16 protein-coding genes are annotated in these 23,251 nt (G+C 52.1%); 8 read left to right on the top strand and 8 right to left on the bottom strand.

The window, feature by feature from the left end:
• Positions 1-203: 203 nt before the first annotated feature.
• A complete protein-coding gene (locus SH302x_RS23375) occupies positions 204-1,967 on the top strand; it encodes a prenyltransferase/squalene oxidase repeat-containing protein (RefSeq protein WP_479365261.1) in 1,764 nt (587 codons plus the stop codon).
• 18 nt (positions 1,968-1,985) lie between these two features.
• On the opposite strand, the gene SH302x_RS23370 is transcribed toward SH302x_RS23375, so the two are convergent.
• Positions 1,986-3,275 (bottom strand): hypothetical protein, encoded by a 1,290-nt coding sequence (locus SH302x_RS23370; RefSeq protein ID WP_479365259.1) that lies wholly within the window; start codon positions 3,273-3,275, stop codon positions 1,986-1,988.
• A 356-nt stretch (positions 3,276-3,631) separates the two neighbouring features.
• Here SH302x_RS23370 and SH302x_RS23365 point away from each other — a divergent pair, with 356 nt between their 5' ends.
• The 7 genes from SH302x_RS23365 (at position 3,632) to SH302x_RS23335 (ending at position 14,641) form a co-directional block, all read left to right on the top strand.
• Complete coding sequence (locus tag SH302x_RS23365; protein ID WP_479365258.1) at positions 3,632-7,336, top strand: PVC-type heme-binding CxxCH protein; 3,705 nt, start codon at positions 3,632-3,634, stop codon at positions 7,334-7,336.
• Positions 7,337-7,396: 60 nt separating this feature from the next.
• Positions 7,397-8,461, top strand: coding sequence for a twin-arginine translocase subunit TatC (tatC, locus tag SH302x_RS23360; RefSeq protein WP_479365257.1), 1,065 nt, complete (start codon positions 7,397-7,399; stop codon positions 8,459-8,461).
• A gap of 45 nt (positions 8,462-8,506) precedes the next feature.
• Positions 8,507-9,274 (top strand): imidazole glycerol phosphate synthase subunit HisF, encoded by a 768-nt coding sequence (gene hisF / locus SH302x_RS23355; protein WP_479365255.1) that lies wholly within the window; start codon positions 8,507-8,509, stop codon positions 9,272-9,274.
• A gap of 187 nt (positions 9,275-9,461) precedes the next feature.
• On the top strand, positions 9,462-11,402 hold the full coding sequence (locus SH302x_RS23350) for an ExeA family protein (RefSeq protein ID WP_479365254.1): 1,941 nt from the start codon (positions 9,462-9,464) through the stop codon (positions 11,400-11,402).
• A 28-nt stretch (positions 11,403-11,430) separates the two neighbouring features.
• Positions 11,431-12,066, top strand: a complete 636-nt coding sequence (locus SH302x_RS23345) for a hypothetical protein (protein WP_479365253.1) — start codon at positions 11,431-11,433, stop codon at positions 12,064-12,066.
• A gap of 182 nt (positions 12,067-12,248) precedes the next feature.
• Positions 12,249-13,337, top strand: coding sequence for an App1 family protein (locus tag SH302x_RS23340; RefSeq protein ID WP_479365252.1), 1,089 nt, complete (start codon positions 12,249-12,251; stop codon positions 13,335-13,337).
• Positions 13,338-13,372: 35 nt separating this feature from the next.
• Positions 13,373-14,641 (top strand): polysaccharide pyruvyl transferase family protein, encoded by a 1,269-nt coding sequence (locus SH302x_RS23335; RefSeq protein WP_479365250.1) that lies wholly within the window; start codon positions 13,373-13,375, stop codon positions 14,639-14,641.
• Positions 14,642-14,662: 21 nt separating this feature from the next.
• On the opposite strand, the gene SH302x_RS23330 is transcribed toward SH302x_RS23335, so the two are convergent.
• The 7 genes from SH302x_RS23330 to SH302x_RS23300 form a co-directional block, all read right to left on the bottom strand.
• Complete coding sequence (locus SH302x_RS23330) at positions 14,663-15,658, bottom strand: hypothetical protein (protein ID WP_479365248.1); 996 nt, start codon at positions 15,656-15,658, stop codon at positions 14,663-14,665.
• 2 nt (positions 15,659-15,660) lie between these two features.
• Positions 15,661-16,710 carry a hypothetical protein gene (locus SH302x_RS23325; RefSeq protein ID WP_479365246.1) on the bottom strand — a complete coding sequence of 350 codons (1,050 nt, stop codon included), beginning with the start codon at positions 16,708-16,710 and terminating at the stop codon, positions 15,661-15,663.
• 163 nt (positions 16,711-16,873) lie between these two features.
• Positions 16,874-18,325 (bottom strand): NADH-quinone oxidoreductase subunit N, encoded by a 1,452-nt coding sequence (locus tag SH302x_RS23320; protein ID WP_479365244.1) that lies wholly within the window; start codon positions 18,323-18,325, stop codon positions 16,874-16,876.
• Between the two features lie 20 nt (positions 18,326-18,345).
• Positions 18,346-19,995, bottom strand: coding sequence for a complex I subunit 4 family protein (locus tag SH302x_RS23315; RefSeq protein ID WP_479365243.1), 1,650 nt, complete (start codon positions 19,993-19,995; stop codon positions 18,346-18,348).
• A gap of 14 nt (positions 19,996-20,009) precedes the next feature.
• Positions 20,010-21,971: an NADH-quinone oxidoreductase subunit L gene (gene nuoL, locus SH302x_RS23310; RefSeq protein WP_479365241.1), complete on the bottom strand. Its 1,962-nt coding sequence runs from the start codon at positions 21,969-21,971 to the stop codon at positions 20,010-20,012.
• A complete protein-coding gene (gene nuoK, locus SH302x_RS23305; RefSeq protein WP_479365240.1) occupies positions 21,964-22,464 on the bottom strand; it encodes an NADH-quinone oxidoreductase subunit NuoK in 501 nt (166 codons plus the stop codon). Before nuoK ends, nuoL begins: the two co-directional genes overlap by 8 nt.
• On the bottom strand, positions 22,461-23,216 hold the full coding sequence (locus tag SH302x_RS23300) for an NADH-quinone oxidoreductase subunit J family protein (protein WP_479365238.1): 756 nt from the start codon (positions 23,214-23,216) through the stop codon (positions 22,461-22,463). The genes nuoK and SH302x_RS23300 overlap by 4 nt, the downstream gene beginning before the upstream one ends.
• Positions 23,217-23,251 lie beyond the last annotated feature (35 nt).

Below are 23,251 nucleotides of genomic sequence, written 5' to 3'. Positions count from 1 at the left end.
TTTTTGACGATGGTCGCGTTCATTTCGATGAACGCGGCCTTTTTTTATGTACTTTGCACGATGAAAGTCGCTTATCTGGCAGTTTCGGGCCGCCGGCACGATTCGACTTGGCAAAAGGTGGCTTTGGAATTATGGTGTAAGTATATTCCGCAGAGTTTTGTTTTTGGCGTTTTCTGCGACTTTGAAGATGGGGCTTTCCGGCGATGACGAAAGATAATCTGGATTTCGGAAGCGATCTGCCTGACTTTGATGACTCCCCGGAAATGTCGGGTGGGCTAGTGGCCGAACCCGAATCGCTGGCACCGCCAAATCCCGTCTCCAAGCCAAATCCCGTCTCCAAGCCAAATCCTATCTCCAAGCCAAATCCCGTCTCCAGGCCAACTGCGGTGCCTGCCGTTGAGCCTATTTCGCCGCTAGCAGGTAGGGAGCCTGCTGCTGCCGTCGCTCTAGCGGACATTCCCAAACAGCGTCGTTGGGTTTTCGCGGTCCCGAGTTGGTTGATCAGTTTGGCTCTGCATACCACGCTGTTGCTGGGGATGGCGGCATATTCGATCGAGCCTATCAAGGACGCGCTGACCAAACTGGTTATTGAAAGTGGACCGACGGAAGATTCCAGTGCAATCGATTCCTTTGAATTGACCAGCCAAGACCTTTCGTCGGAACTGAATGAACAAACGGAAATGACACCGCCCTCGATGCCGGTAGCGACACAAGTCTCGGAGATTGCCGTTCAGGTTCCTGTCACGCAAGTCGATGTCGGTGCCGTGGCAGAGATTTCGATCGAGTCGCTAACGTCTCAGCTTGTTCCCAGCAGCGTCCTGTCCGCGACTGCCAATCAGTTTATGCAAGGGCTCAACGGTCGCTCGGCAGCTTCCAAGCGAGATCTGTTGTCCAAATTTGGGGGGGGCGATGACACCGAGAAAGCGGTCGCCATGGGATTGCAGTGGCTTAAGCAGCATCAACTGCCCGACGGTTCATGGACCTTCGAACACAGCGTCGTTTGCCGTGGACAATGCGAACAGAATGGGAAGTTTCCCGATGCGCGGAACGCTGCTACCGGTTTAGCTTTAATGGCTTTCCTGGGTGCGGGGCAAACTCATTTGGAAGGCGAGTATAAAGAGCAAGTGTTTAAAGGACTGACCTTTCTGCTTAATTCGATGCAGTATGAAAAGTTTGGCGGCGTCGCGATCGGTTCCTGGTTTGCCGACCCATCACTTAAATCCAACGGTCGCAACCCCAGTAACCATAATCGAGTTTACGGGCACGGCATCGACACCATTGCTATCTGCGAAGCGTATGGCATGACGAAAGATCCTAAGCTGGCCGAAGCAGCTCAATTAGGCATCAACTTCATTGTGGCCTCGCAAGACCCTCGCGGCGGCGGTTGGGGCTATAACCCGCGCAGTCAAGGCGACACGTCAATTGTCGGATGGCAGATGATGGCGTTAAAGAGTGCGTGGATGAGCAACATCCCATTCCCTCAAGAGACCATTCGCAAGGCGAGTTTCTTTCTCGACAGCGTTCAAACCGATAACGGCAGCGCCTATCACTATCGAGTCCCTGGAGATAAGCCGGGGAATCTGGCGTTAACGTCCTGTGCCCTTTTGTGTCGGATGTATATGGGCATGCCCAAAGACCATCCAGGGTTGATAATGGCCGCCGACAAAATTCTTGCGGCAGGGCCCAGTAAAGACGACGCTTATGTGAACTACTATGCGACGCAGGTGATGAAACAACTGGGAGGGTCGCACTGGAAGCAGTGGAATGAAAAGATGAAGGCCTACTTGATAGGCAGTCAAATAAATACCGGGCATGCGATGGGTAGTTGGAGCCCCGGCGGTAGCTACGGTGACAGCAGTGGCGGAAGGCTCTACCGAACCGCGATGTCGATTATGGTCTTGGAAGTTTACTATCGTTACTTGCCGATCTATCACGAGCAAGAAGAAGAGGAAGCTTTTAAGCTCTAACGGTAGTACCGCTCTAACTCACAGGCTTCCGGTTGCGTAAGCCAGTTCCACAAGTGCTGTCTGCCAATCTTGCTCGCGTAAAATCACATCGATTCTCGCTTGCTGCTCGCTCGACGTAGCATCCATGGTAGTATCGATCGAGGCCGCGAGTTCAGTGTTCAATCGCTCTAGTTGTGCAAGTCGATTCTGTGCGGAGGCGAGCTTGTCTTGAGCTGCAATTCGACGGTGTTGTGCCGTTGACGCTTGGTGCCACGCCTCAGCAACTTCGGAGGCGATTTTATCGCGCAGTGCGATTCGAGCCGAACGCAGTGAGTTCAACAGTGCAGCCGTTTGTTCTGGCTGTTTTTTATGCGCAAGCCAACTACTGAACAGGCTGGTGCCGGAGCGTGGTGAAGTAGCTATTGGTAAACTGGTGATTGTCGACAGGATGTCGCCGCAGCAAGCGGGCGGTTGCTGCCCGCATTCACGGAGCATGCATTCGAAAGAATGAAGAAGTCGCAGTTCGGTGCGTTGGCGTAACGCTTGCTCGGTCATGGTGCACAGATCCAAGATCGGCTGTGTGCAATCGGTCTCTAAGGCGGGTTGATAGTCGCAAATAACACTTGATTTGGTCAAGATAGCAAGCTGGTCTCGGGCGTTGCGATGGGCTCCCACCGTCTGCATCGCGGTATCTGCTAACTGCAACTCCAAACGCTCCAATGCCGAAGGATCGCGAACAGGCAACCCATTGTCGATGGCGAACTGCTGGCGTTGCTTGAACGATTGAGCTGTTTCAAACGCGCGTTGATGTTCGGCAGCCAACTGTTGGGTTGTATACACACCGATGTGAGCTTTCAGACCGTTGCGGAACCGCTCTTGCTGCATCTTCTCTGATATCAAGGCTGCGATCTCAGCCAATCGTGCCTGAATACATTCACGCTGCTCTTGGTGGCACAAGGATCGCTTCAGTGATAGCTCGAATTGCTGTGCGCTTGGATTGACGCTAATGAGAGTCGCGATCGATTGGCAATTGAGTAGTGGGCCAGTTGGCGCCACAATATCGTCCAGTTGAACCTTGGCCTGTACGATTGAAGTCGGCTCAGCCGGTTCCGGTGGCTCGCTCTGTTCAACCGGGGACACTTGTGTGTTCTGCGTAGGTTGAACCAAAGCAGCATGGCTGGCAGGACGTATAGCCACGCCGGTGTTGGTGGCGACCGTCACCTCGGAACCGAATTCTGCGGCGTTCCCAACGCTGGTGCAGCCGGCGGCGAATACGAACATCCACAGGTAGCGGACGATAGGCTGCGATCGCTGGTTTTCGGGTTCCATCTTTGCGGGGATGATTGCTAGGGCGATTGCAGGAATAAACAACGGCGGCGTACGATCGATTTTGCAGGCATTGCCACTTGTCAGGTGTAGCCACGACGTATCAAAAGTATCGAACGGATCGATTGCACGACTGGAGCCTAGCAGGGCACGGTCGGGTCATTCATTTTGCGGCGATATTTCGGGCAGTGAGGAAGGCAACGAATAGTTAAAATGAATCGCTGCATTGCACCCGCTCCAACTGTGTAACCGTTGCAAGTGTGCGAAGTTCCAACGATAATGAGCCCGCTGATTTTGAAAGCTAGACTTCCCACCAACCCCACCCCGCCCCGCTATTAACCTACAGGATGACCATTTCGATGAAGTTCCCATCATGGATGCAACGGCTATTACCCATTTCGCTGAGCGTATTAGCCGCGAGCACGTCCTCAGTCGGGTTTTCCGACGAACGCACCCAGCTTATCAAATTATCGATACAGGAACCTGCAACCGACCCAGAGGAATACGGTCGTGGTGTACGGACAACCGAGCCTCGTACGCCACAAAGCGAGCGTGATGGTTTCCACGTTTTGGATGGCTTGACCGTCGAATTGGTTGCCAGCGAGCCCGCTATTGCCAAACCTTTGAATATGGCATTTGATTGGAAGGGACGATTGTGGGTAACTCAAACGTATGAATACCCCTACCCTTATGATCCGGCCAAGGACCCGGCTGGCGTTGGGCCTCGCGATTCGATTGTGATCCTGGAAGACGAAGACGGCGACGGCTATCGAGAAAAGGTCACCACGTTTGCCGACAAATTGAACATTCCTATGGGTTTGTTGCCCTATCGCGACGGCGTGATTTGTTTCAACATTCCCAATTTGGTCTTCCTCCGCGATACCAACGGCGACTCGGTCTGCGATCAACAAGAAGTAATTCTGGGGCCGTTCGACACGACTCGGGACACGCACGGCATGATCAATTCGTTGCGTTGGATGCCCGATGGTTGGATCATGGCCAACCATGGGTTCAATAACCAATCTGTGGTCAGTGGTCACGATGGCAAGAAAGTGACGTTGACCAGCGGCAATGTGTTTCGGTTTCGTCCAGACGGGTCATCGGTGGAACTGTATGCCCAAGGGCAGGTCAATCCGTTTGGTATGACTGTCGACGAATATGGTTCAATCTTTACGGCCGATTGCCACAGCAAACCGATTTCGCAAGTTTTACAAGGTGGGTGCTATGAGAGCTTTGGTCGTCCACACGATGGTTTAGGTTTTGTTCCCGACATCATGACTCACTTGCATGGTTCGACCGCCATCGCCGGTCTGGAAAGCTGTCGCGGGAGCAATCTGCCTGCTGAGCTTGAATCGCATTTGGTTAGTGGCAATGTGATGACCAGTCGAATCAATCGCAACGAACTGGTGCGGCAAGGGCTCACGTGCACTGCGGTCGAGCAGTCGGACTTATTGACCAGTGATGACCCTTGGTTTCGACCTGTGGATATCCGGCTTGGTCCCGATGGCTGGCTGTACGTAGCGGATTTCTATAATCGCATTATCGGTCATTACGAAGTGCCGTTGACTCATGAAGGTCGTGATCGTTTTCGTGGTCGTATCTGGCGAATCGGGTCGGCAACCCAAGCTCCAAGCGATAAGTTCATGATGCCAGAGCTTGGTGACGTCTCGCAATGCGTGGCAGCCTTAAGTGACAACAACCCTACGGTCGTGCGATTGGCACTGCAGCGGATTGAGGAGCTATCTGCCAGTGAGAGGGCTGTCGCTGCAGGTCCTGCTTTAGATGCATCGGCCAAGCCAAGTCACGTGGCAGCGAACATTTGGGCCAACGAGTTACTACAACGTCCCAGCCAGCTTGACGATCAACTGCTGCAACTGTGTGAAAGTAACGAAGATCTCGTCGCTTCCCAAGCCTTGCAAGCGGTCTCTTTGCGAGTAGCGCGTGGAGTTGACAGCGCGGCGAAGTCCATTGTCGCAGAGCGCGGGCAACGCGTGTTGGAGCGATGGAAAACGCAGCCCCAGGCGGCTTATCAAGCGGCCAAACTGCTTGCTAGCTACGGAGACGTCGCCGATGCGATGGCTTTACTAGATGCCGCGGTCGCCAGCCGTCAACCCGATCCGATGCTCTATGCGTCGTTGCGAATCTCTTTGCGGGAGTTATTAAAGCGGGATGAAGTAAAGAAGGCGATTGTGCAGGGGTGGGTGGCCAATACCGCTTGTGCCAATGAGCCAGATGGGAAGCCTGCAGCAGATGCAACGCCCGCGCTGGTTGCAATGGACAGCCCGCAAGGGCGAGAGTTGTTTCAAGTGCTGATTGCGTTGCCATCGGGCAGCTTTCCCTTTGAAGCAGGCTTAGCTTACTTGAGTCAGAGCAGCGAGAAGCAAGACTTGTCTCAAGACTTATTATCGGCATTGGTATCGGCGATTGCTCCGCAAGATGCCTCCAAACTGTTCTGCTTCTTGGAGACGCGATACTCCCAGACACCGCGCGAACATTTGAACAAGCTTTCGATGACAGCCAAGCTATTGCAAGACCAAGGCAAACTTCAAGATGATGCCAAAGGTGTATTGTCGAAATTTATCGAGGGGTGGGTCAGCCAAAAGATACCTTCTCATAGTCATCTCGCGGATCAAGTGACCGCTCGACCTGCGACGAAAAGAAACGCAGCTACATTGATGAGTTGGTTCGGTTTTGATGGCGTTGGCAAGCCAGCGGATTCAGCTTGGATGATTGAAGAGCGAGCGATGTCGACCTCGGATGAATCTCGAAAGCTAGCGGTTTTTAGCTCGTTCACCTTGGGAGAACAATACACGGGCAAGGTTGTCAGTGCGCCGTTTGAGGCCAAGGAATCAATTAGCTTTTACGTTTGTGGACACAACGGTCCGCCTGCCGAACCTGACTTGCAAAAGAATCGAGTGGAACTGATTGACGCAACGACTCATGAAGTATTGATGGTAGCCTATCCACCACGCAGCGATACTTTGCAGCATATCGTGTGGGACGTTCGTTCGCTGAAAACAAATTCGTTTGCACTGCAGGTTGTCGATGAAGACAATGGAGGTGCCTATGCGTGGATTGCGGTCGGTGGCTTTGAGCCCGAAGGGTTGTCCCCTAGCGGACGTCGCGACGAAGTTACGATGTTGTACGGTTTGTTAGATGTTGTTGGCGGCATGCCATCGGCTTATCAGGAATTGCAAACGGATGAACTGGACGATTACTATCGTTTGCGTTGGCAGCTTGCGGCCTCGCGGCCCGTCAATCTGGATACGGCTTTGGCAGCATGGGCGTTTAAGAATCGCCAGTTCGCGTTGGCCGCAGAATTACTTGCCAGTCAACGCGCTCCGGAGACTAAAGCAGACGGTATGTTGCGGTTACAGCGAGTTGCTCAGCAGAGCGACAGCAGGACCCAGCAACAGTTGGTCGAGATGCTGGCCTCGCAAGCCCACTGGCACGACGCATTGTTAACGAGCGTGACGCAAGGTTGGATTTCGCCTCAAGCTTTAAATGCTTTATCCAGCACTTGGTGGCAAGCCAACTCCAGCAAGCCACTGATTGCCCAGTTAGAGTCATTGAAGCCTAGTGCGACAGAGGAAGCGCGACAACGCACAGAGAAGTTTGTTGCCTTGCGCGAACAAATTGAAGCCAAGGCCGGCGATGCGACCGCCGGCAAGCTAGTCTTTACGCAGCAGTGCGCCGCTTGCCATCAGTTCGCGGGCCAAGGTAAAGTTGTCGGGCCACAATTGGAAGGTGTGGGAGGTCGTGGCTTGCTGCGATTATGTGAAGACATACTACTGCCTAACCAAAACGTCGATCACGCCTTTCATACCGCTGCGATTCTGACGACCGATGGCGAGGTGTTGACCGGGCTGGTTCGTCAACGCGATGCGACCAAGGTGGTCATTGCCGATGCAAAGGGTGAAGAGCGAACGGTGAGCATTGACGATATTGAGTCGGAAAAGACTTCGGGGCTGTCGCTGATGCCGGAAAACTTTGGCGAAGTTCTAACCGCCCAGCAACTGGCAGATTTGATCCAGTACTTAAGGAAACCAAGTGATGCGAATTGATTTTGGCCTGCTTCGTTTTGAAGCAAACTGGTACAACATGGCCGAGAATCGAGGTAATAAATGAATGCGTCAGCCATGTTGAAATCGGGTTTGCCCTTTAAAAAGGCCGATGATCTATTTGAAAAGAGTTCGATGAGCTTTGGTGCTCATCTGGAAGAACTGCGTAAGTGCTTGCTGTATGCGGTAACTTGGCTGGTCGCGGGGACCTGTATTGGTCTGTTTTTTGCCAAAGGGGTTGTCAACTATGTGCAAACGCCCCTGGAACGCGCGTTGGCAGATTATTACGCCGACAAATCAGAGAGGCTTGTGGAAGCGAAAGCGGGTGGGAAGATCACGCCGGACTTCAAACAATTCTTGATTGATAATGGATTGACGGCGTCACTGGTATATCTGGCTCCCACTCAGACCATCGGCGTTGAACAGGCCGAAGTAGCAAAGCCGGAAGAGTTGGCTGAGAAGTTAAATCCTGATGCTGGGCAATACATCATGCCCGAGCTCAACAGCCTGAGACCTCAATGGCTGATTCAAGAAACGCCTGCCAATACCGATGCATTGGGACTGCAAGAACCGTTTATGATCTGGTTAAAGGCAGGATTGGTCGTTGGCTTGGTGATAGCAAGCCCGGGTATTTTCTATTCCATGTGGAATTTCGTGGCGGCGGGACTGTACCCTCACGAACGTAAGTATGTCTACTTCTTTCTGCCATTTGCCGTGTTCTTGTTTTTGTCGGGCGTTTGTTTGGCTTTCTTCGTAATCTTCGAGTTGGTCATTCAATTCTTGCTGACCTTTAACGCTAGCCTTGGCATTGGAGCTTCGCCGCGATTGACTGACTACATGTCGTTCGCTTTGTTCCTGCCGATTGGTTTTGGTGTTGCATTTCAGTTGCCGTTAGTGATGTTTGTCATCGAGCGATTGGGGCTGATTTCCGTGGGAACTTACATCTCGCAATGGCGCACAGCAATTTTGGTGATCACCTTTATTTCCATGTTGCTAACGCCAGCGGAGGTCACTTCGATGATTGGCATGGGGGTCCCCTTAGTCGGCTTGTATTATCTAGGGATCGCGCTGTGTAAATACTTTCCTCGACGGGGCTTTGAAGCAGAGCCTGGATATGACCCCAGTTGATGCCATTGCAAATTGTTGGATGTACCTAGAAATGAGTTCGAATCTATGCTAGCGGCTCGAGTCATACCTTGCCTTGATGTTCATGGTGGGCGAGTGGTCAAAGGGACCAATTTTGTAAACTTGCGAGATGCGGGTGATCCTGTTCAGGTTGCGTCTCGCTACGAAGCAGAAGGAGCCGATGAACTGGTGTTTCTGGACATCACGGCTTCGCATGAGGAAAGAGCGATTCTGCTGGACGTGGTACGACGAACGGCAGAACAAGTTTTCATGCCATTGACCGTGGGTGGCGGCGTACGCACCATTGAAGACATTCGCATGTTGTTGCAAGCTGGTTGCGATAAAGTATCGATCAATTCAGCGGCTTGCAAGACTCCTGAGCTTGTGCGCCAAGCTGCCGAGCGTTTTGGTTCGCAGTGCATCGTCGTGAATATCGATCCTAAACGCGTTCAGAAAGATGGGCGAGAGTTTTGGGAAGTACACATCCAAGGTGGCCGTCAACCCACAGGTTTAGAGGCCGTCGCGTGGGCGCAAGAAGTCGAAGATCTCGGGGCAGGCGAAATCGTTCTGACCAGCATGGACTGCGATGGCACCAAGGACGGATATGATCTGCCGATTACCGCAGCGGTCAGTTCTGCGGTCCGCGTGCCAGTGGTCGCCAGTGGAGGGGCCGGCTGCCCACAGCATTTGGTGGATGCCATTGTTCAAGGCGGTGCCAGCGCTGTTTTGGCCGCTAGTATCTTTCATTTTGGTGAATACTCGATCAGTCAAACCAAGCAGTTTATGAGGGATGCGGGCATCTGCGTAAGAACCTAGGTGGTTTAGGTGTCTTGGGCTGACAGCGGCTTCTACTACTGTTTGTAAAAATAATCGTATTGTGCCGATTGTTCTTTAGGCGCAGAGTATTCGCGACCGAATACTAGATTAGCCTAAATTCCGTAATGGTCTGCGTCACGTCGACGCTTTGATTTACCTTGCACACTGATAGCAAGAAAGTTCAAGGATGAACGAGTCACGGTTTGCCTTTTCCCATCAACCATTTCCCGCGTTGCCGCGAATCGAACAATATGTCGATGTTGGAAATAGCGATTCGATACGCAAGCAATGTATCGACGCGATACGACGCAACGCAGGTCCTTCCGTCATCTTAGGTGGTGCTGGATTGGGTAAGACCATGACGTGTATGCGCGTCGTTCAATCTTGTGCGCAATTTGCGGAAACCATTTTCTTATCCAGTTCGCAGATTGCCAGTCGCGCGGATTTGTTGAAGTCCTTGCTCTTCGAACTGCGGATGCCATACCGTGGTCTGTTCGATGGCGAGCTGCGGCTAAGCTTGATTGAGCGTCTGCAGCATCGCAAGGGACGCAACGTCGATAAGGTGGTCCTGGTTGTGGATGAAGCCCAAGCTTTATCGCCAAGGTTGTTGGAAGAATTGCGGTTGTTAACCAATTTGACTTCCAACGGACAGTCTTGTCTGTCCTTGGTCTTGTGTGGTTCTCTGAAGCTGGAAGACATGCTTTGTCATGCTCAGTTGGAGTCATTGCAACAACGCATCACGGCAAGGCATTTTCTGCGGCCGCTGAATCATCAAGAATGCGCCGAGTACATTCGTCACCGCGTAGAACTAGCGGGCGTTGTGGCAGATCAAGTCTTTGATGATTCCGCCGTCGACGCCATCTTTTTAGTGAGCAACGGGATTCCTCGACTAATCGATCAAATCGCAGATCGAGCGCTGACATTGGATGACTATCGCAGACAATCGCCGATCAATGCTCACGAAATCGAACGCGCTTGGCAGTCCAGTCAACAAGCAACACCGTTCTGGACCGATAGCGAGGGAGTGCCCAATTCCACTTCCTTCTTCGAACCCTCGGTGGCACAAGATGACTGCGTATCGCAATGCGTGGCGGAAGCGGAAAACGTGTTGGCGAACGATGAAGTCAGCCCTTGGTCAGTAGAGGATCAGGGCTTCTCGCTGAAACTGAGAAACACAGATGCCTCGTCGCAGCCAGCCTCGAGCAGCGAATCTCAGCAGGATAACTACTCGAAAACGCAGTGGCGAGGTACGCCGCCATCGGCGGGCATGGGTTTGAGTTCCGTGTTGCCTCGCGAGCAAGATTCGGATTCGCTGGACATTGTTAGCTCCTACGAGCAATCACTGAACTTGTTTGATCGCCAGTCTGTTACTGAGGCGATTCACAAGACGGCCTATGACGAACAGGTTTCCAACTTAACGCACGCAGAAGTAGTTGGTTCGGCGGAATCGCCCATCGATCCCCAACCGCAAGAGTACCTGCACGTGGAAGAGCTGGCTGCAGTGAGTGTGGCATACGGGCAGGCAGCTCAAGATCAACATCCCTTTGACCTACAACCTTCGGCTCCAACGCCGGGCAAAGATATCGAAGAGGACTTGTTCGAGATGATCTCGAACATCAATCTGGAGTCCATCTCGATCGACCCGTTCTTTGACGTCCAGCAGATCGAGGGCAGAACCTCGAAAGAGTCATTGCAGGGGCCTGTACAATCCAACAACTCGTTTCACTCCGAAAGCACCGCATATGGTAGCTTCGTAGATGTCACATCATCGCCCAATTCGTTCTTCAGCGATATCGTCGCCAACGACAATGATTATGTAGAAGTCCACTCCATCTCGTCAGATAGGTTGGATATCGTTGCAGAGGATGAAGCGGAACCTGCTGCATTGCAGGAGCGTTTACGAGAGTTGGAAGACATTGCATCCATCAAACGCCGAGAGTCTGGCGCTTTGTCGATTTCGATGTTAGAGGATGACGACAATGACGTTCCATTCGATGACCGAGATATCATCATCGTCGAAGAGGATATAGAAGCAGAGCTCGAGACAAGTTCCGCTCCGGCCAGCACGCCTGTGGCAAACGCATTATTGCAGTCCTACTCGAAGATCTTTAGCGATCTGCGTGGATAGACATCTTCTCGATCAGCGAAAGGGATTTATGCCATCCGATCGTAGCGGCCCGGACTTGAGCACTCAGCTCGACTCCTTATCAAATCAACTTGCGCGACGATTGCTCTCAACGCCAAGACGCGTCTTCGCCATTGCCGAATGGTCAATTGCGGACAGTCAAATAGCTTGGCCCTGGCAAGCGTTGCAATCGACAGCAGAGGTCGCCAGGCCGCTCCATGCTTGGCCGTTGTTGGATGCGGTCGCGATGCGAATGTCGGCCCCAGGATTGTGGTGTGTATTGGACATGTCGGATTCGGTGGGGCCAAGCGCCAAGCTTCAGATGTCGGCTCCGTCACCGATGCGGTTGGCAGGCGGAAAGCGTCAAGGACAATGGTCTGCTGATCGACTAAGCGTGATGGAGCGAGAGTTAGGCGAACTGATCTTACGGGGCGATGAAAGTGAGCTTTGTCGGCTGCTAAGTCTGCTTGAAAGCGAATTCAGTTGGCTGGGTTTCTACATTGGTAGCGCAGATTTGCTCGCTTTTCGCGAGTTGCTCCGACACTGTGAAATGGTGTTCACTGCAATGGATGGACGCGTCCCGATGGATCGAGCGCAGCAGAAAATGCTGAAGTCTTGGCTGCAAGCGAGAATTCCGCTGCAAGGCGCCTTTCGCGTTGTCGCTTAAAGCCGGAAGTCTAACGGAAAATTCTCGATTCCGCAGTTCATGATCGACGCCGGTGGGGCTATGATATCTCTGCGGACACAGCTCCCATTTTGTGCGCAAGATCGCCTAACACGTTCTCATAGCGTCGGGACCGATTCAGCGAGCGCTGTCTTTTGGTTTGGCCTATTCATTCAAGGAATACGATGACGGAAGTTGTCAGTAACGTTTTCCTATCGGAAACAGCCGCGATGCAAACGGTCTTGTTCCGCTCCTACGCATACCAACATTTCAAATCAGGTAAGTGGAAGGTAGTGGTTCAAGGTCGACGTGCGTACAATATTCCTACGCACCTCAATCTTGCCAAACGCTTGATGCTGCGAGGATTGTTGAAGCGGCTGGAGAATGGCAGCCAAGTCTTGTTGGACCCAGGCTTTCAAAGCCGCGTGTCGGGATTTCTCGTCAATGCAGAATCAGGACACAAGGTCCGTTTGAAAATCAACGACCAAGCGTTTGTTATTCGGCGGCGCACTCGCAAGGGCGGCATGTTCGGTGGTCGCGTTACATTACCATCCAACTTCTTCGATACCTGTGAGCGATTCGGAACCACTTGCACTGAAGGCCAGCAAGCGATAATCCACAGCGATGCCCCAGCTCAACCGGCTGCCACGCGATTGTTTATCGCCGAGCGGCAGGGCCTAAGCATTGTTTCGGATATCGACGACACAATAAAGCAGACAGACGTAACCGATCGACGGCGGATGCTTACGCGTACCTTTGTCGATCCCTTTCAACCCGTTAATGGTATGAGCGAATTGTATCAAACGTGGAGCGAACGTTATCATGCGTTGTTTCACTATGTCTCATCCAGTCCATGGCAACTCTATTCCCCTCTCGAATCATTCCTGGATGAATTCAAATTTCCGGCTGGGAGTATTCATTTGCGCTGGTTCACACTGCGTGAAGAACTACTGAAGAAGTGGCGATTGACCCGTAAGGGACGCAAGAAAGGCAGCATGATTCGAACCTTGATCAAACGCATGCCCGCTCGAAAGTTTGTCTTGATCGGCGATTCCGGTGAACATGACCTAGAAATCTACGCTGGGCTCGCCGCTAAGCATCCGCAAAGCGTTGCAGGCGTACTGATTCGCAATCTACCTCCTTGCCCGCTTAGCCCCCAGCGGATTCAGGAGGCTAAACCATCACTCGGACAGGTTCCGCTGAAACTATTTGAACAACCCAGTGAGATCGCCGATGTGCTCAGCCAATGGAATCTGACCTCTGTGGCATCGTAGCATTTATTTATTGACCAATTCAGTTTCAGGAGCCCATGATGATCAACCGAAGAGACGCCCTTCAAGCCTTTGCTCTTGCCGCGATTGCAGGTGCCACCGCCAAAGCGCAGGGCAGAGTCCCTCACATCTTGTTGCGTTCCTCGTGGCAAGTGGTCAACATTGGCGATATCGCGCATACACCCGGCGTACTGGCGTTGATCGAACGCTACATTCCCGAGGCAGAAGTCATCTTGTGGGCTTCTGCGGATCTTACGTCCGAAGTTGCGGATATGGAACATAACCGATTTGCAAACTTACAAATCGTAAAAGGTTCCATTGGTGATGATGGAAAGGCCTCCAACGATGCATTGCAGCAGGCAATCGAATGGTCCGACTTCCTACTGCATGGATCAGGGCCCTCCCTGGTAGCTGCCAAAGACGTCGCCGCTTTTGTCCATCACACACAGAAACCATTTGGCGTTTATGGCATAACGCATGGCTCTTTTCTGTCGGGCGACGATAATGAACTTCTATCGAAGGCAAAGTTTGTTTTCTTTCGTGATTCGGTATCACTGGAAACAGCGAAGAAGCAAGGTGTAAGTAGTCCGATCATGGAGTTCGCTCCTGATGGTGCCTTCGCTTGTGACCTGCGCGATGAGGAAAAAGCGGATGCATTCCTCGCCGCCAATGGCTTGGAACCCGGACAGTTTCTGTGCTGCTTGTCTCGCTTGCGTTACACGCCATATTGGACGCTGCCAGCCAAAAAGCAACCGATCAATCTTCAGCGTCATGCTCGCAATGAAGAGATGAAAGAGCAAGACCATGCTCCAATCCGCGAAGCAATTGTGCAAGTGATTCGCAACAGCGGCATGAAGGTCTTGTTGTGCCCCGAAGATCAAACACAAATGGCGGTTGGCAAAGAGTTGCTCTTTGACAAGCTACCTGCAGACGTCCAATCGCGAGTCGTGTGGCGAGAACACTTTTGGCTGACCGATGAAGCGCTCAGTGTCTACACTCGCAGCGCCGGAGTCTTCGGCAGTGAAATGCATTCACCTATCATGGCGCTTGGGAACGGCGTGCCAGCAATCGTATGCCGATTCGAAGAACAAACCAGTAAAGGCTACATGTGGAAAGATATCGGCTTGGAGGATTGGTTATTTGATTTGGACATTCCCGCCGACCGCCAGCGATTGCCGCAAACAGTGCTAGAGATGGCAACTCATCGCGATACGGCGATCGCCAGGACGCAGGCAGCCCAACAGCGAGTTCAACAATTGCAAGCCTCATCCATGTCCGTGGTCAAGAAGCATTTGCCTTCGGCTTGATCGGTGCGGGCAATATAACTGTCAAGAGCCACTTGGTGACGCCGGCGTTGTCGCGGTCGGAGTGGTCCAGCTTTTGAGAGCTTCATTCAATCGGTCTTGAAGCTTGATCGTAAGCTTGTCTTCTTGTTTGACGAGCTGACGATTGATTTTTTCGACTAGCTTGTCATTGTACTTTTCCAACTTGTCTTCGAGAACCCATTGGATCCCCTTCCCCAATTGTTCTGCCAGCGGACCCCGCAATTGCGAGATTCGGTGGACATCAAATTCCTCGATCACGATGTTGGCTCGCGTAGCCCGCGGTTGAAATCGTATGTCAGGTGGAAATGCCAGAGAGTTCATTGACACACCGCATTCGCAGTGAATCGAAAGCGCGACGGTTGCATCGGCGTTGGTCGATAACGAAATGAGTTGGACATCGCGTTGCCATTGAGTGATACGACCAAAAAGTTTCAATGGCGTTCGTACATGGATTCGAAATTGAAATCGATCCGAAGCCATCGGTCGGATCTCGTCGATTGAGATGTCTAAGCGATTCTCTGGATCAACAAATTCAATAAAGTATCTGCTCCAAGTCCCTTGTTTGACGGTGCGATACTTCGTGTAGGTTTCCACCCTTGCGCCTTCGCGGCGGAAACGAAAGCCGTTGTAGACTTCTTCGGTCCTGCCCCATTTGCGATTGTCCTCGTACACCGGTGGTAAATTTTTTAACGCCAGCCAGCGGACCCACGCTTGTAATTCCGGCGATAAACTTTGCGATGGTGTGATCGGAACTTCTTGCAAAGTATGGGGCAACTGCAAGACCGGCGGCTTCGGGCGTTCGCCTTCATCTACAAAGTCCGAATTCCCTGCAACCTCAGTGTTATTCTCGATCGATGTCGTCGCAGAAAAGAAGTCGTCATCCAGCACATCCAGCGAACTTTGACGAACACCGCTTTGCGCATAAGCTGACTCGCAGTGGCTCTGGCCAGCCACCACTGCTAGCAGCATACTGAAATAGGACAGGATCGATCTTCGCATACTTACTTGCTTGTAGAGCAGTCGCTTGTTCCTTCGGCAACGCACGCTTCACATTCCAAATTAGAACAATCGCTCGGGGAAGTCGCACCGGCTTTCGACTGCAGTTCCGTGTAAACCGGGACGTAAGTGCTACGAGCAAAAGGGACTGGCACACTGGCCTTCTTTGCTTCGTAGGCAGGTTTGGAAGCAAGCTGTCGCAACTCTAAACGTAACTCTTCAATCAACGCGACAAGTTCACCGATGCTGAGTGGAGCTGGAATGGGTTCTGACTTTGCCACTTCCCGGCTAATCCATTCTTTGGCCGCATGCAGTTCGGCGGTCAGTTCGCTTTTCTCAACCAATAAACTTATCAACGCGTCGGCCGAATTCTGGTTGGCAGAAAGCTCAGCCACTTGGACTGCGAGTTCTGTGTTTGCTGCCATCAATTCGCGGATCTCTTGTTCATGTTGTTGGCGAAGCTCCATCTCACGCTGCAGCGCGTCGACTTTGGATTTCAAAATCGCATTCTCGATTGCTAAAGGCACAGGGGCTTCATTGGCAACCGGAGCGCATAAGGCGACCTCTGCATTGTTGTCCTTGCTAGCCGCTCCGACTTGCTTGGGCACGCGGGAAATCGAGAGCATTGGCATGGGCGGCGCACCGTCATGGACCGTGATGGAGTCCACTTTGATTTCTGGCGTTGCTGCATTGCTAGACTCGTCCTCCACGTAGCAAGCATTGCCGTCGCAGACATGTCCACACAAGGTAATCGCGAATCGTTCGACCGTATCGTCGTTGATGTTTGGCGTATGCACAGCAAACTTCAAAGGCTTCTCAACACCTCCGTTAAGCAACAAAGCGGAAAATCGCATTAGTTGGCTCACGGGCGATTCTGAAACATTTGGCTGGCAGGAAAACTTCATAAGCTGCGTGCAAGCCGCTTGGCAATCAGCCGCCTCTTGGCAACAGGCCGCCACACGCAAAGGGTCCTTTTCTTGAGAGCGACACTCGTTACCCAGAAGGCCGACCCATAGCCCTAAACCGACAGCGGTTACCGCAGAAAAACGCTTCATGTCAGATCACTCCTTGATCAAAATTGCTTGCTCGCCCTCACTTCCGACGCGACAGATACTTAGGATGTACAGCGCAGCGAGCCGCAGTGGAATATCAAATCCGGCTGATATCCACGTCTCGCAACAATCGGTTCAAGATTTTCAAATGCTAGCCAAGTAGCATTTAGATTCCGCTCGGGACAAAGAACCAGACCAGCGTCAGCACGGCACAAACACTGTAGGCCAGAAACAGCGTCGGACGCCAGATCGGCAGCGGTGGCAGATTCGCCGAGCGATCGAATAGCTTGGCCAAAATTCTCCAATAATAACCGGCCGCAATCGCGGCATTGATCGCCATCACCAATACGCCAATTAGCATCTCCGTTCTTCCGACACCGATGCCAGCGGTCATCACCTGAAACTTGGCCCAGAAGCCAGCAGTCAACGGCAAACCGATCAAAGAAATCAGGCACACAACCGCAGCGACGGATGCGGCCGGTCTGCGATAAAACATTCCAGACAAATCGCTGACCAGTTGGTTGCGACCGCCGGCTGCCTCCGCTTCCGCCAAGAATGCAAAGACTCCTAAGGTCATCATCGCATACACCAGAAGATAGATGAAAATCACGCTGGTATCGGCGCTTCCCAACATCAAGGCTGCGATGCCCAACAAGATGTAACCACTGTGCGCGACGCTGGAGTAGCCAAGCATTCGCCTCAAGTTCTCTTGAGCGGCTGCCATCGCATTTCCAATGGTCATCGTCGCAATCGCCAGGAATAGAATCAGCGGAATGAGCTTGCCCGCGACATACGATTCGGCCGGGATCGCGGAATAGAATCGAACAAAGACTAAAAAACCAGTGACCTTCGGGATGTAGCTCATCATCGCAGCCATCGAGATATTCGTGCCCTCAAAAACATCCGGTCCGTAGAAATGAAACGGAATGGCCGTGATGCGGAACGTCAACCCGCATGTGACAAAGATCATGCCCATGAGTGCCAGGAAATTGGTCTCTGTACTAGAAAGCTTTTTCAATATCAGCTCAAGGTCAGTCGTGCCTGTAACACCGTACAAATAACTGCACCCAAGTAAAAAGAATGCTGAGGAAAATGCACTCAGCAAAAAGTACTTGATGGCTGCTTCGAGAGAATCATTCGACTGGCGGACCGTCCCTAACATGACATAAGTAGGGATACTGACCAGTTCCAAGACCAAGAACAACGCGATTAAATCATCGCAAGCTCCCACCAACGACACGGCACCGATAATGATGACCAAGCAACCGAAGAATTCCGCCAAATAAGCGCGGGGGGCCGACGACCAACCAATCAGCGCCAGGATCATCCCACCAATCAAAGCAAGTCGTTCGGCTGCAATCGCTGTGTGGTCCCAAATGAAGAGACCGAAAATTTTTATGTCGGCAGGAGTTTGGCGAAACCAGTGCCACACAAACGCAATAACCAACAAGCCAAATGCTGCTGCTGCAAATCCATTGCGGCGTTCGGTGATGTCCCGCGGTAGCTCCTTGCGGGTGAACAGCGAACCAGACAGCACCAAGCATCCGGCCAGAATCAGCATAAACGCCGGTCCCAGCCACTTAAAGGATTCGATCAGGTAGGAGGTATCAGGATTCATTCAATTCTCGATTAGTTGACTTAGCGTGGTGTTTTGCTGTGAGTGTCCATTGCAACGGCAGTTGACGCGGTATCGTTGGCCGCTGCGGCAACCGGCAGGCCTTTGACAATGTTGGAAGCGTCGTTTTGATATAGCTTGATGGCTGTCATAGGAAGCACACCCAAAATAACGCAGAGGCCAGCGAGTGGTATCAATGCCAATTTCTCGGACGCGTATAAGTCGACGGTTGGTTTGGCGTGCTTGTCGGTTTGCTCGATCGCTTTTCCGAAAAACATGTACTGCACAAAACGCAGCGAATACCAAGCTCCGAACAGGATACCTAGGGCCGCAAAACATGCGATCGGAATGTTCACTTGCATCATAGCTCCAATCGTCATGAATTCGCCGACGAAACTATTGAGTCCAGGCAGACCCGCGCCCGCCAGCAAGAAGAAGATAAAGAAGCTGGCAAGTGCCGGCGTATTGGATGCCATCCCTTGATAGCTTTCCAGCACTCGCTGCCTTCCATAGCGATGCTCTAATGCAGCGATGAGCAAAAAGACCGCCGCGACAATGATCCCGTGATTGCACATTTGCAGGATCGCACCCTGTAAACCAAACTCTTTAAATGACATCAGTCCCACAGTGATAAAGCCGAGGTGCGAAATCGAACTGTATGCAAACAATCGACGTGGATCACGTTGGGATAAAGCACAAAGGGCACCGTAAACAATGGCAATCGAGCCAGCGATCGCGAAGATCCATTGCGCCGTAGCCGACATCGTGTTGGGCATCATCGGTAAGACCAAACGCAGGATGCCGAACAAGCCAAGCTTACCAACCACGGCCGCAATGAGGGCGGTGGTGTTCGGGTGAGCGGACTCGTATGTCGTCGGCAACCACGAATGCAGTGGCACAATGGCCATCTTGATGCCGAAGCCCAAAAGCAAAACGTACAGCACCCAGTCTAAGCGAACATCATTGCTAACAGCGCCCGCTGAGGCCAAGCTTTGATCAAGACTTGAGATCGCAGCAGACAATTCGGGCAGCAAGACTATCGATGGCTTCTCAGGCGTGGTGGCATACAGAATCATGCCGATCAATCCTACAATCATTGGAATCGATCCCGCTAGCGTGAAAAGTAGGAATCGTCGGGCCGCCTTGGCGGATGTCTGTGAGTCGCCCCAAATGTAGATCATCAAAATCACTGGCAACAAAACCGCTTCAAAAAACATATAAAATGTCAGCACGTCCATCGCCAGGAAGACACCCAGCAGCATCGCTTGCGTAACCAGCAACAAGCCAAGATAAACATGGAGTCGGTCGGTGACTTGCTTAAGTGCCGCAAGACCGACGCAGGTCGATACGATGGTAGTCAACAAAACCATCAAGCCGCCGATGCCGTCCAGCCCCAATGCCAGTTGCCAGCTAACCGGATGCCCCTTCATACGGAACGGGAAATCAAACGTAAAGTAGTTGTACAGCAGCTTAGGATGGATTGTGCCCACGGACGTCGCGGTATCTGCCAACTGAGCCATACTGCCAACGGCAAAGATCGATAGCACCAGTGAGCCTAACAAAGCGGCGATGCCAATCTTGGCAGCCGATGTGCCAAGCTTGTTGCCCCATACGCTGATGAAAATACCAGCCGCTAACGGAAGCAGAATCAGATAAGGAAGTACGTTGTTCATGTTTTATGTTGGTCTCAGAAGGCGATTAAGTAAACCGCCAGAGCGGCAATTCCAATTGCTGTATACGTAGCATACGACGTGACTTTACCCGATTGCAACCGTTTGATTGAATGCCCAAAACCAGCGGGGCTTAGTCCAACCATCGTCGCCAATCCATTAACAATCACATCGTCGAACCAACCGACAGCCGATGCAAACATCTGCATCGGTAGGACTAGCACTTTGTGGTACAGCCAATCGATGTATAGCCTTTCGCGAGCAAACGCCACCAACCAATTTTCTTGCGTTTTGATTGGTGGAGCATCACTGATCATCGTGGACCAAACGTAACCAATTCCGATCCCCGAAATTGCAAGCAAGGTCGACAAGATAACCAGCCGCAGCGGTTCGCCGTGATGTTCAACCGTAGTGGCAATCGGCAGCGGCGTCTTATCGAGGTAATGCTGAAGGATACCAAAGTAACCTAAAATGAAACCTGCAATCACGCTCCCAACTGCTAGGACGACCATTGGGATAAACATCGCGTTGCCCGCATCATGCGGATGGTGCCCTGCTTCTGCAGGCAATTTCTCAACGCCCCAGAAAGTTCGGAAGTATGCCTTGCTGGTGTAAATGGCAGTCATGAAAGCCGTAGCAAAACCCATCACGGCGATGAACTTGAACTGCTGACCATATTCACCCAGTTGGCCAGCTTCGACCAATAGACCAAGGATCGCTTCCTTACTGAAGAACGCGGACAACAGTGGGACACCGGCAAGTGTCGCAGCACCAATCAGAAACATCCAATGTGTTCGTGGCAAGACTTTTCGCAGTCCGGAGAACTTTCGCATATCAATGACATCGCCCATCGCATGCATCACCGAACCGGCCGACAAAAACAACAAGGCTTTGAAAAATGCGTGAGTCACCAAATGGAACATCGCCGCACCGATCGCCAGCGACATGATATCTCGGTTGCAGCCTGTCCCCAGAGCCATAAACAAGTATCCCAATTGGCTCACAGTGGAATAAGCCAGTACTCGTTTGAGGTCGTCTTGGAAAAGGGCCATGACCGCGGCGATCACGGAGGTAATCGCTCCCAAGTAGCCGACTAAGACCAAAACATCTGGAACGTAGATTAACACTGGAGCCATACGAGCTGTCAAATACACTCCCGCGGTCACCATCGTTGCCGCGTGGATCAACGCGCTGACAGGAGTCGGGCCTTCCATTGCATCTGGCAACCAAACATGGAATGGGAACTGGGCGGACTTACCGATCGCTCCCACGATAAAGCACAGGCCGATCCAATACAAAAGCGCTGGCTGGGTTCTTGAGATCTCTTCAGCCGCTCGGAAGATAGTATCGAATTCGTAGCGAGTCAGGATGTTCGCCTCAGCCGCCAGTGAAGTTTGGCCTACCGCAAATCCGATCAACAAGATGCCGATGAAGAAAGCCACGTCCGCCAAGCGATTGACCAAGAAGGCCTTCGTCGCCGCTGCTGCTGCGGAAGGCTTTCGAAACCAGAATCCGATCAACAGGTAACTGCAGGTACCGACGCCCTCCCAAAACGCATACAGCAGTAATAAATTGCTCGCCAGTACAAGCATCGTCATCGCGAACACGAACGCGCTGAAGACGGCGAAGTAACGAGCGTAGCCAGGGTCACCCTTCATGTACTCACGCGAGTAGATACAGACCAAAGTGCTTACCGTTGTCACTATGGTTAGCAGGGTTAGCGTCAGAGTGTCGATTCGCAGCGAAACGCTGAGTGACTCGCTACCGATCTGCAGGAACTGATAACCCTCAAATATGCGAGCCTGTTCGCTGGGCGTGTAAAACACCAGCAGACATAGCGAAGATAAAGCGGACAGCGACAGTGCCAAGATCGCAGGCAAGTGCGATAGCTCACGATCGCCACGCAGGCACAACACCGTACAAACGATTGCACCCAAAAGTGGTGCAAGTGGGACTAACCAAGCAAAAAAATCAAGCACGACCAGCTACCTCTTCTACCTTCTCATCGTCCGAATAGGGGCGGTTCCAACCTTCAGGACCTCGGGCTGGCAATGGCTGCACCCCGGGATCCAACCCTGCAGGTGTCAACGTTGGGAATTCCGTTTCTGCATCAATCACCATTTCCGCTTTCTCTGCTTCCGGAGGTGCCATCAGGTCATTGAGACGGCTCCAAACACCGATATCAAGAGTTGCTTTACGCCGGAACAAAGTCGTCACCAAGGCCAAAGCCAAGGCCGCTTCGCAAGCCGCGACCGTCAAAATCATGATGGTGAAGACTTGGCCTTGATAGTTGTGATGCAACCGCGAAAAAGCGATCATGTTCATGCTAACTCCCGCCAGCATCAACTCCAACGATAGAAACATCAAGATCATCGAGCGCCGTGTCAGGAAGCTGAGCATACCAAATGCGAACAGCAGGCCCCCAAACGCCAATAGGTCTTGTGTCAAAGCAATATTGGTGGGTTCGTTCATGGTGTATCCGATTCTAATGTTCGCGACGCGACGCCAATAGCGCCAATGGTTGCAACTAGCAAAAGCGCCCCTGCGATCTCAACGGTAAACAGATAGTCCGTATAAAGGCTGCGTCCCAGTTCAGCGGTTTTTGATGGTGCAATTCCGTCAGCCAAGACTGCTGTTAATTGTCGTGTCTGGAGGGTTTCTTCTGTCGCAGGAACCAATTCGGTATTGGTAATGCCAAAATAGATGAGCCCCAAAACGCAGCTAGCAGCGATGACCGCAGCCCAAGGCGTGTTCAATCGTAAATCATAGGTCTGCAAGTACTCTCGTTGAGCGAACATGAGCACGAACAAGAAGATGATAATGGTTGCTCCCGCGTAGACAATCATGGTTGCCGCAGAGACAAAGTATGCATGTTGCATAAACAGGACTCCGCAGCTTGATAAGACCGCAGTTGCGAATCCAAGGGCAGAATGGACTGGTTCACGCAGCGTTACAAAACAGGTGCATCCCAAAGCAGCCAGTCCCATGAACATCAATAGAACCAAAGTCTCCAAAGAAGTGATCTGTCGCGATGCTGCCGTTAACGCAGCGACCGCCAGCAAGACCGCTCCAACCGTCGCGACAGCTCGGTTCTTCCAGACTCCGTACTGCAACGCGAAATAACCCAAGGCACCTACCGCGATGCACAAATATCCCAGCGGAAAACGCTCCAAAAAACCTGGACTATTGCTGGTTTGAGCGATGATTTGAATGAAGGAAAACATTGTTTTGGATTGGTTTTATTAGTTGTGTGGCACCG

Source organism: Njordella calcicola (genome assembly GCF_056494125.1).
Note: the sequence above shows the minus strand (reverse complement) of the source record. Positions and strands in the feature narration are given on the sequence as shown.

Coding starts and splice junctions, on each gene's coding strand:
- SH302x_RS23330 (WP_479365248.1), bottom strand. CDS start 15,658: ATGCGAAGATCGATCCTGTCCTATTTCAGTATGCTGCTAGCAGTGGTG.
- SH302x_RS23370 (WP_479365259.1), bottom strand. CDS start 3,275: ATGGAACCCGAAAACCAGCGATCGCAGCCTATCGTCCGCTACCTGTGG.
- SH302x_RS23375 (WP_479365261.1), top strand. CDS start 204: ATGACGAAAGATAATCTGGATTTCGGAAGCGATCTGCCTGACTTTGAT.
- tatC (WP_479365257.1), top strand. CDS start 7,397: ATGAATGCGTCAGCCATGTTGAAATCGGGTTTGCCCTTTAAAAAGGCC.
- SH302x_RS23340 (WP_479365252.1), top strand. CDS start 12,249: ATGACGGAAGTTGTCAGTAACGTTTTCCTATCGGAAACAGCCGCGATG.
- hisF (WP_479365255.1), top strand. CDS start 8,507: ATGCTAGCGGCTCGAGTCATACCTTGCCTTGATGTTCATGGTGGGCGA.
- SH302x_RS23350 (WP_479365254.1), top strand. CDS start 9,462: ATGAACGAGTCACGGTTTGCCTTTTCCCATCAACCATTTCCCGCGTTG.
- SH302x_RS23315 (WP_479365243.1), bottom strand. CDS start 19,995: ATGAACAACGTACTTCCTTATCTGATTCTGCTTCCGTTAGCGGCTGGT.
- SH302x_RS23325 (WP_479365246.1), bottom strand. CDS start 16,710: ATGAAGCGTTTTTCTGCGGTAACCGCTGTCGGTTTAGGGCTATGGGTC.
- SH302x_RS23345 (WP_479365253.1), top strand. CDS start 11,431: ATGCCATCCGATCGTAGCGGCCCGGACTTGAGCACTCAGCTCGACTCC.
- SH302x_RS23300 (WP_479365238.1), bottom strand. CDS start 23,216: ATGTTTTCCTTCATTCAAATCATCGCTCAAACCAGCAATAGTCCAGGT.
- SH302x_RS23320 (WP_479365244.1), bottom strand. CDS start 18,325: ATGAATCCTGATACCTCCTACCTGATCGAATCCTTTAAGTGGCTGGGA.
- SH302x_RS23335 (WP_479365250.1), top strand. CDS start 13,373: ATGATGATCAACCGAAGAGACGCCCTTCAAGCCTTTGCTCTTGCCGCG.
- nuoK (WP_479365240.1), bottom strand. CDS start 22,464: ATGAACGAACCCACCAATATTGCTTTGACACAAGACCTATTGGCGTTT.
- SH302x_RS23365 (WP_479365258.1), top strand. CDS start 3,632: ATGAAGTTCCCATCATGGATGCAACGGCTATTACCCATTTCGCTGAGC.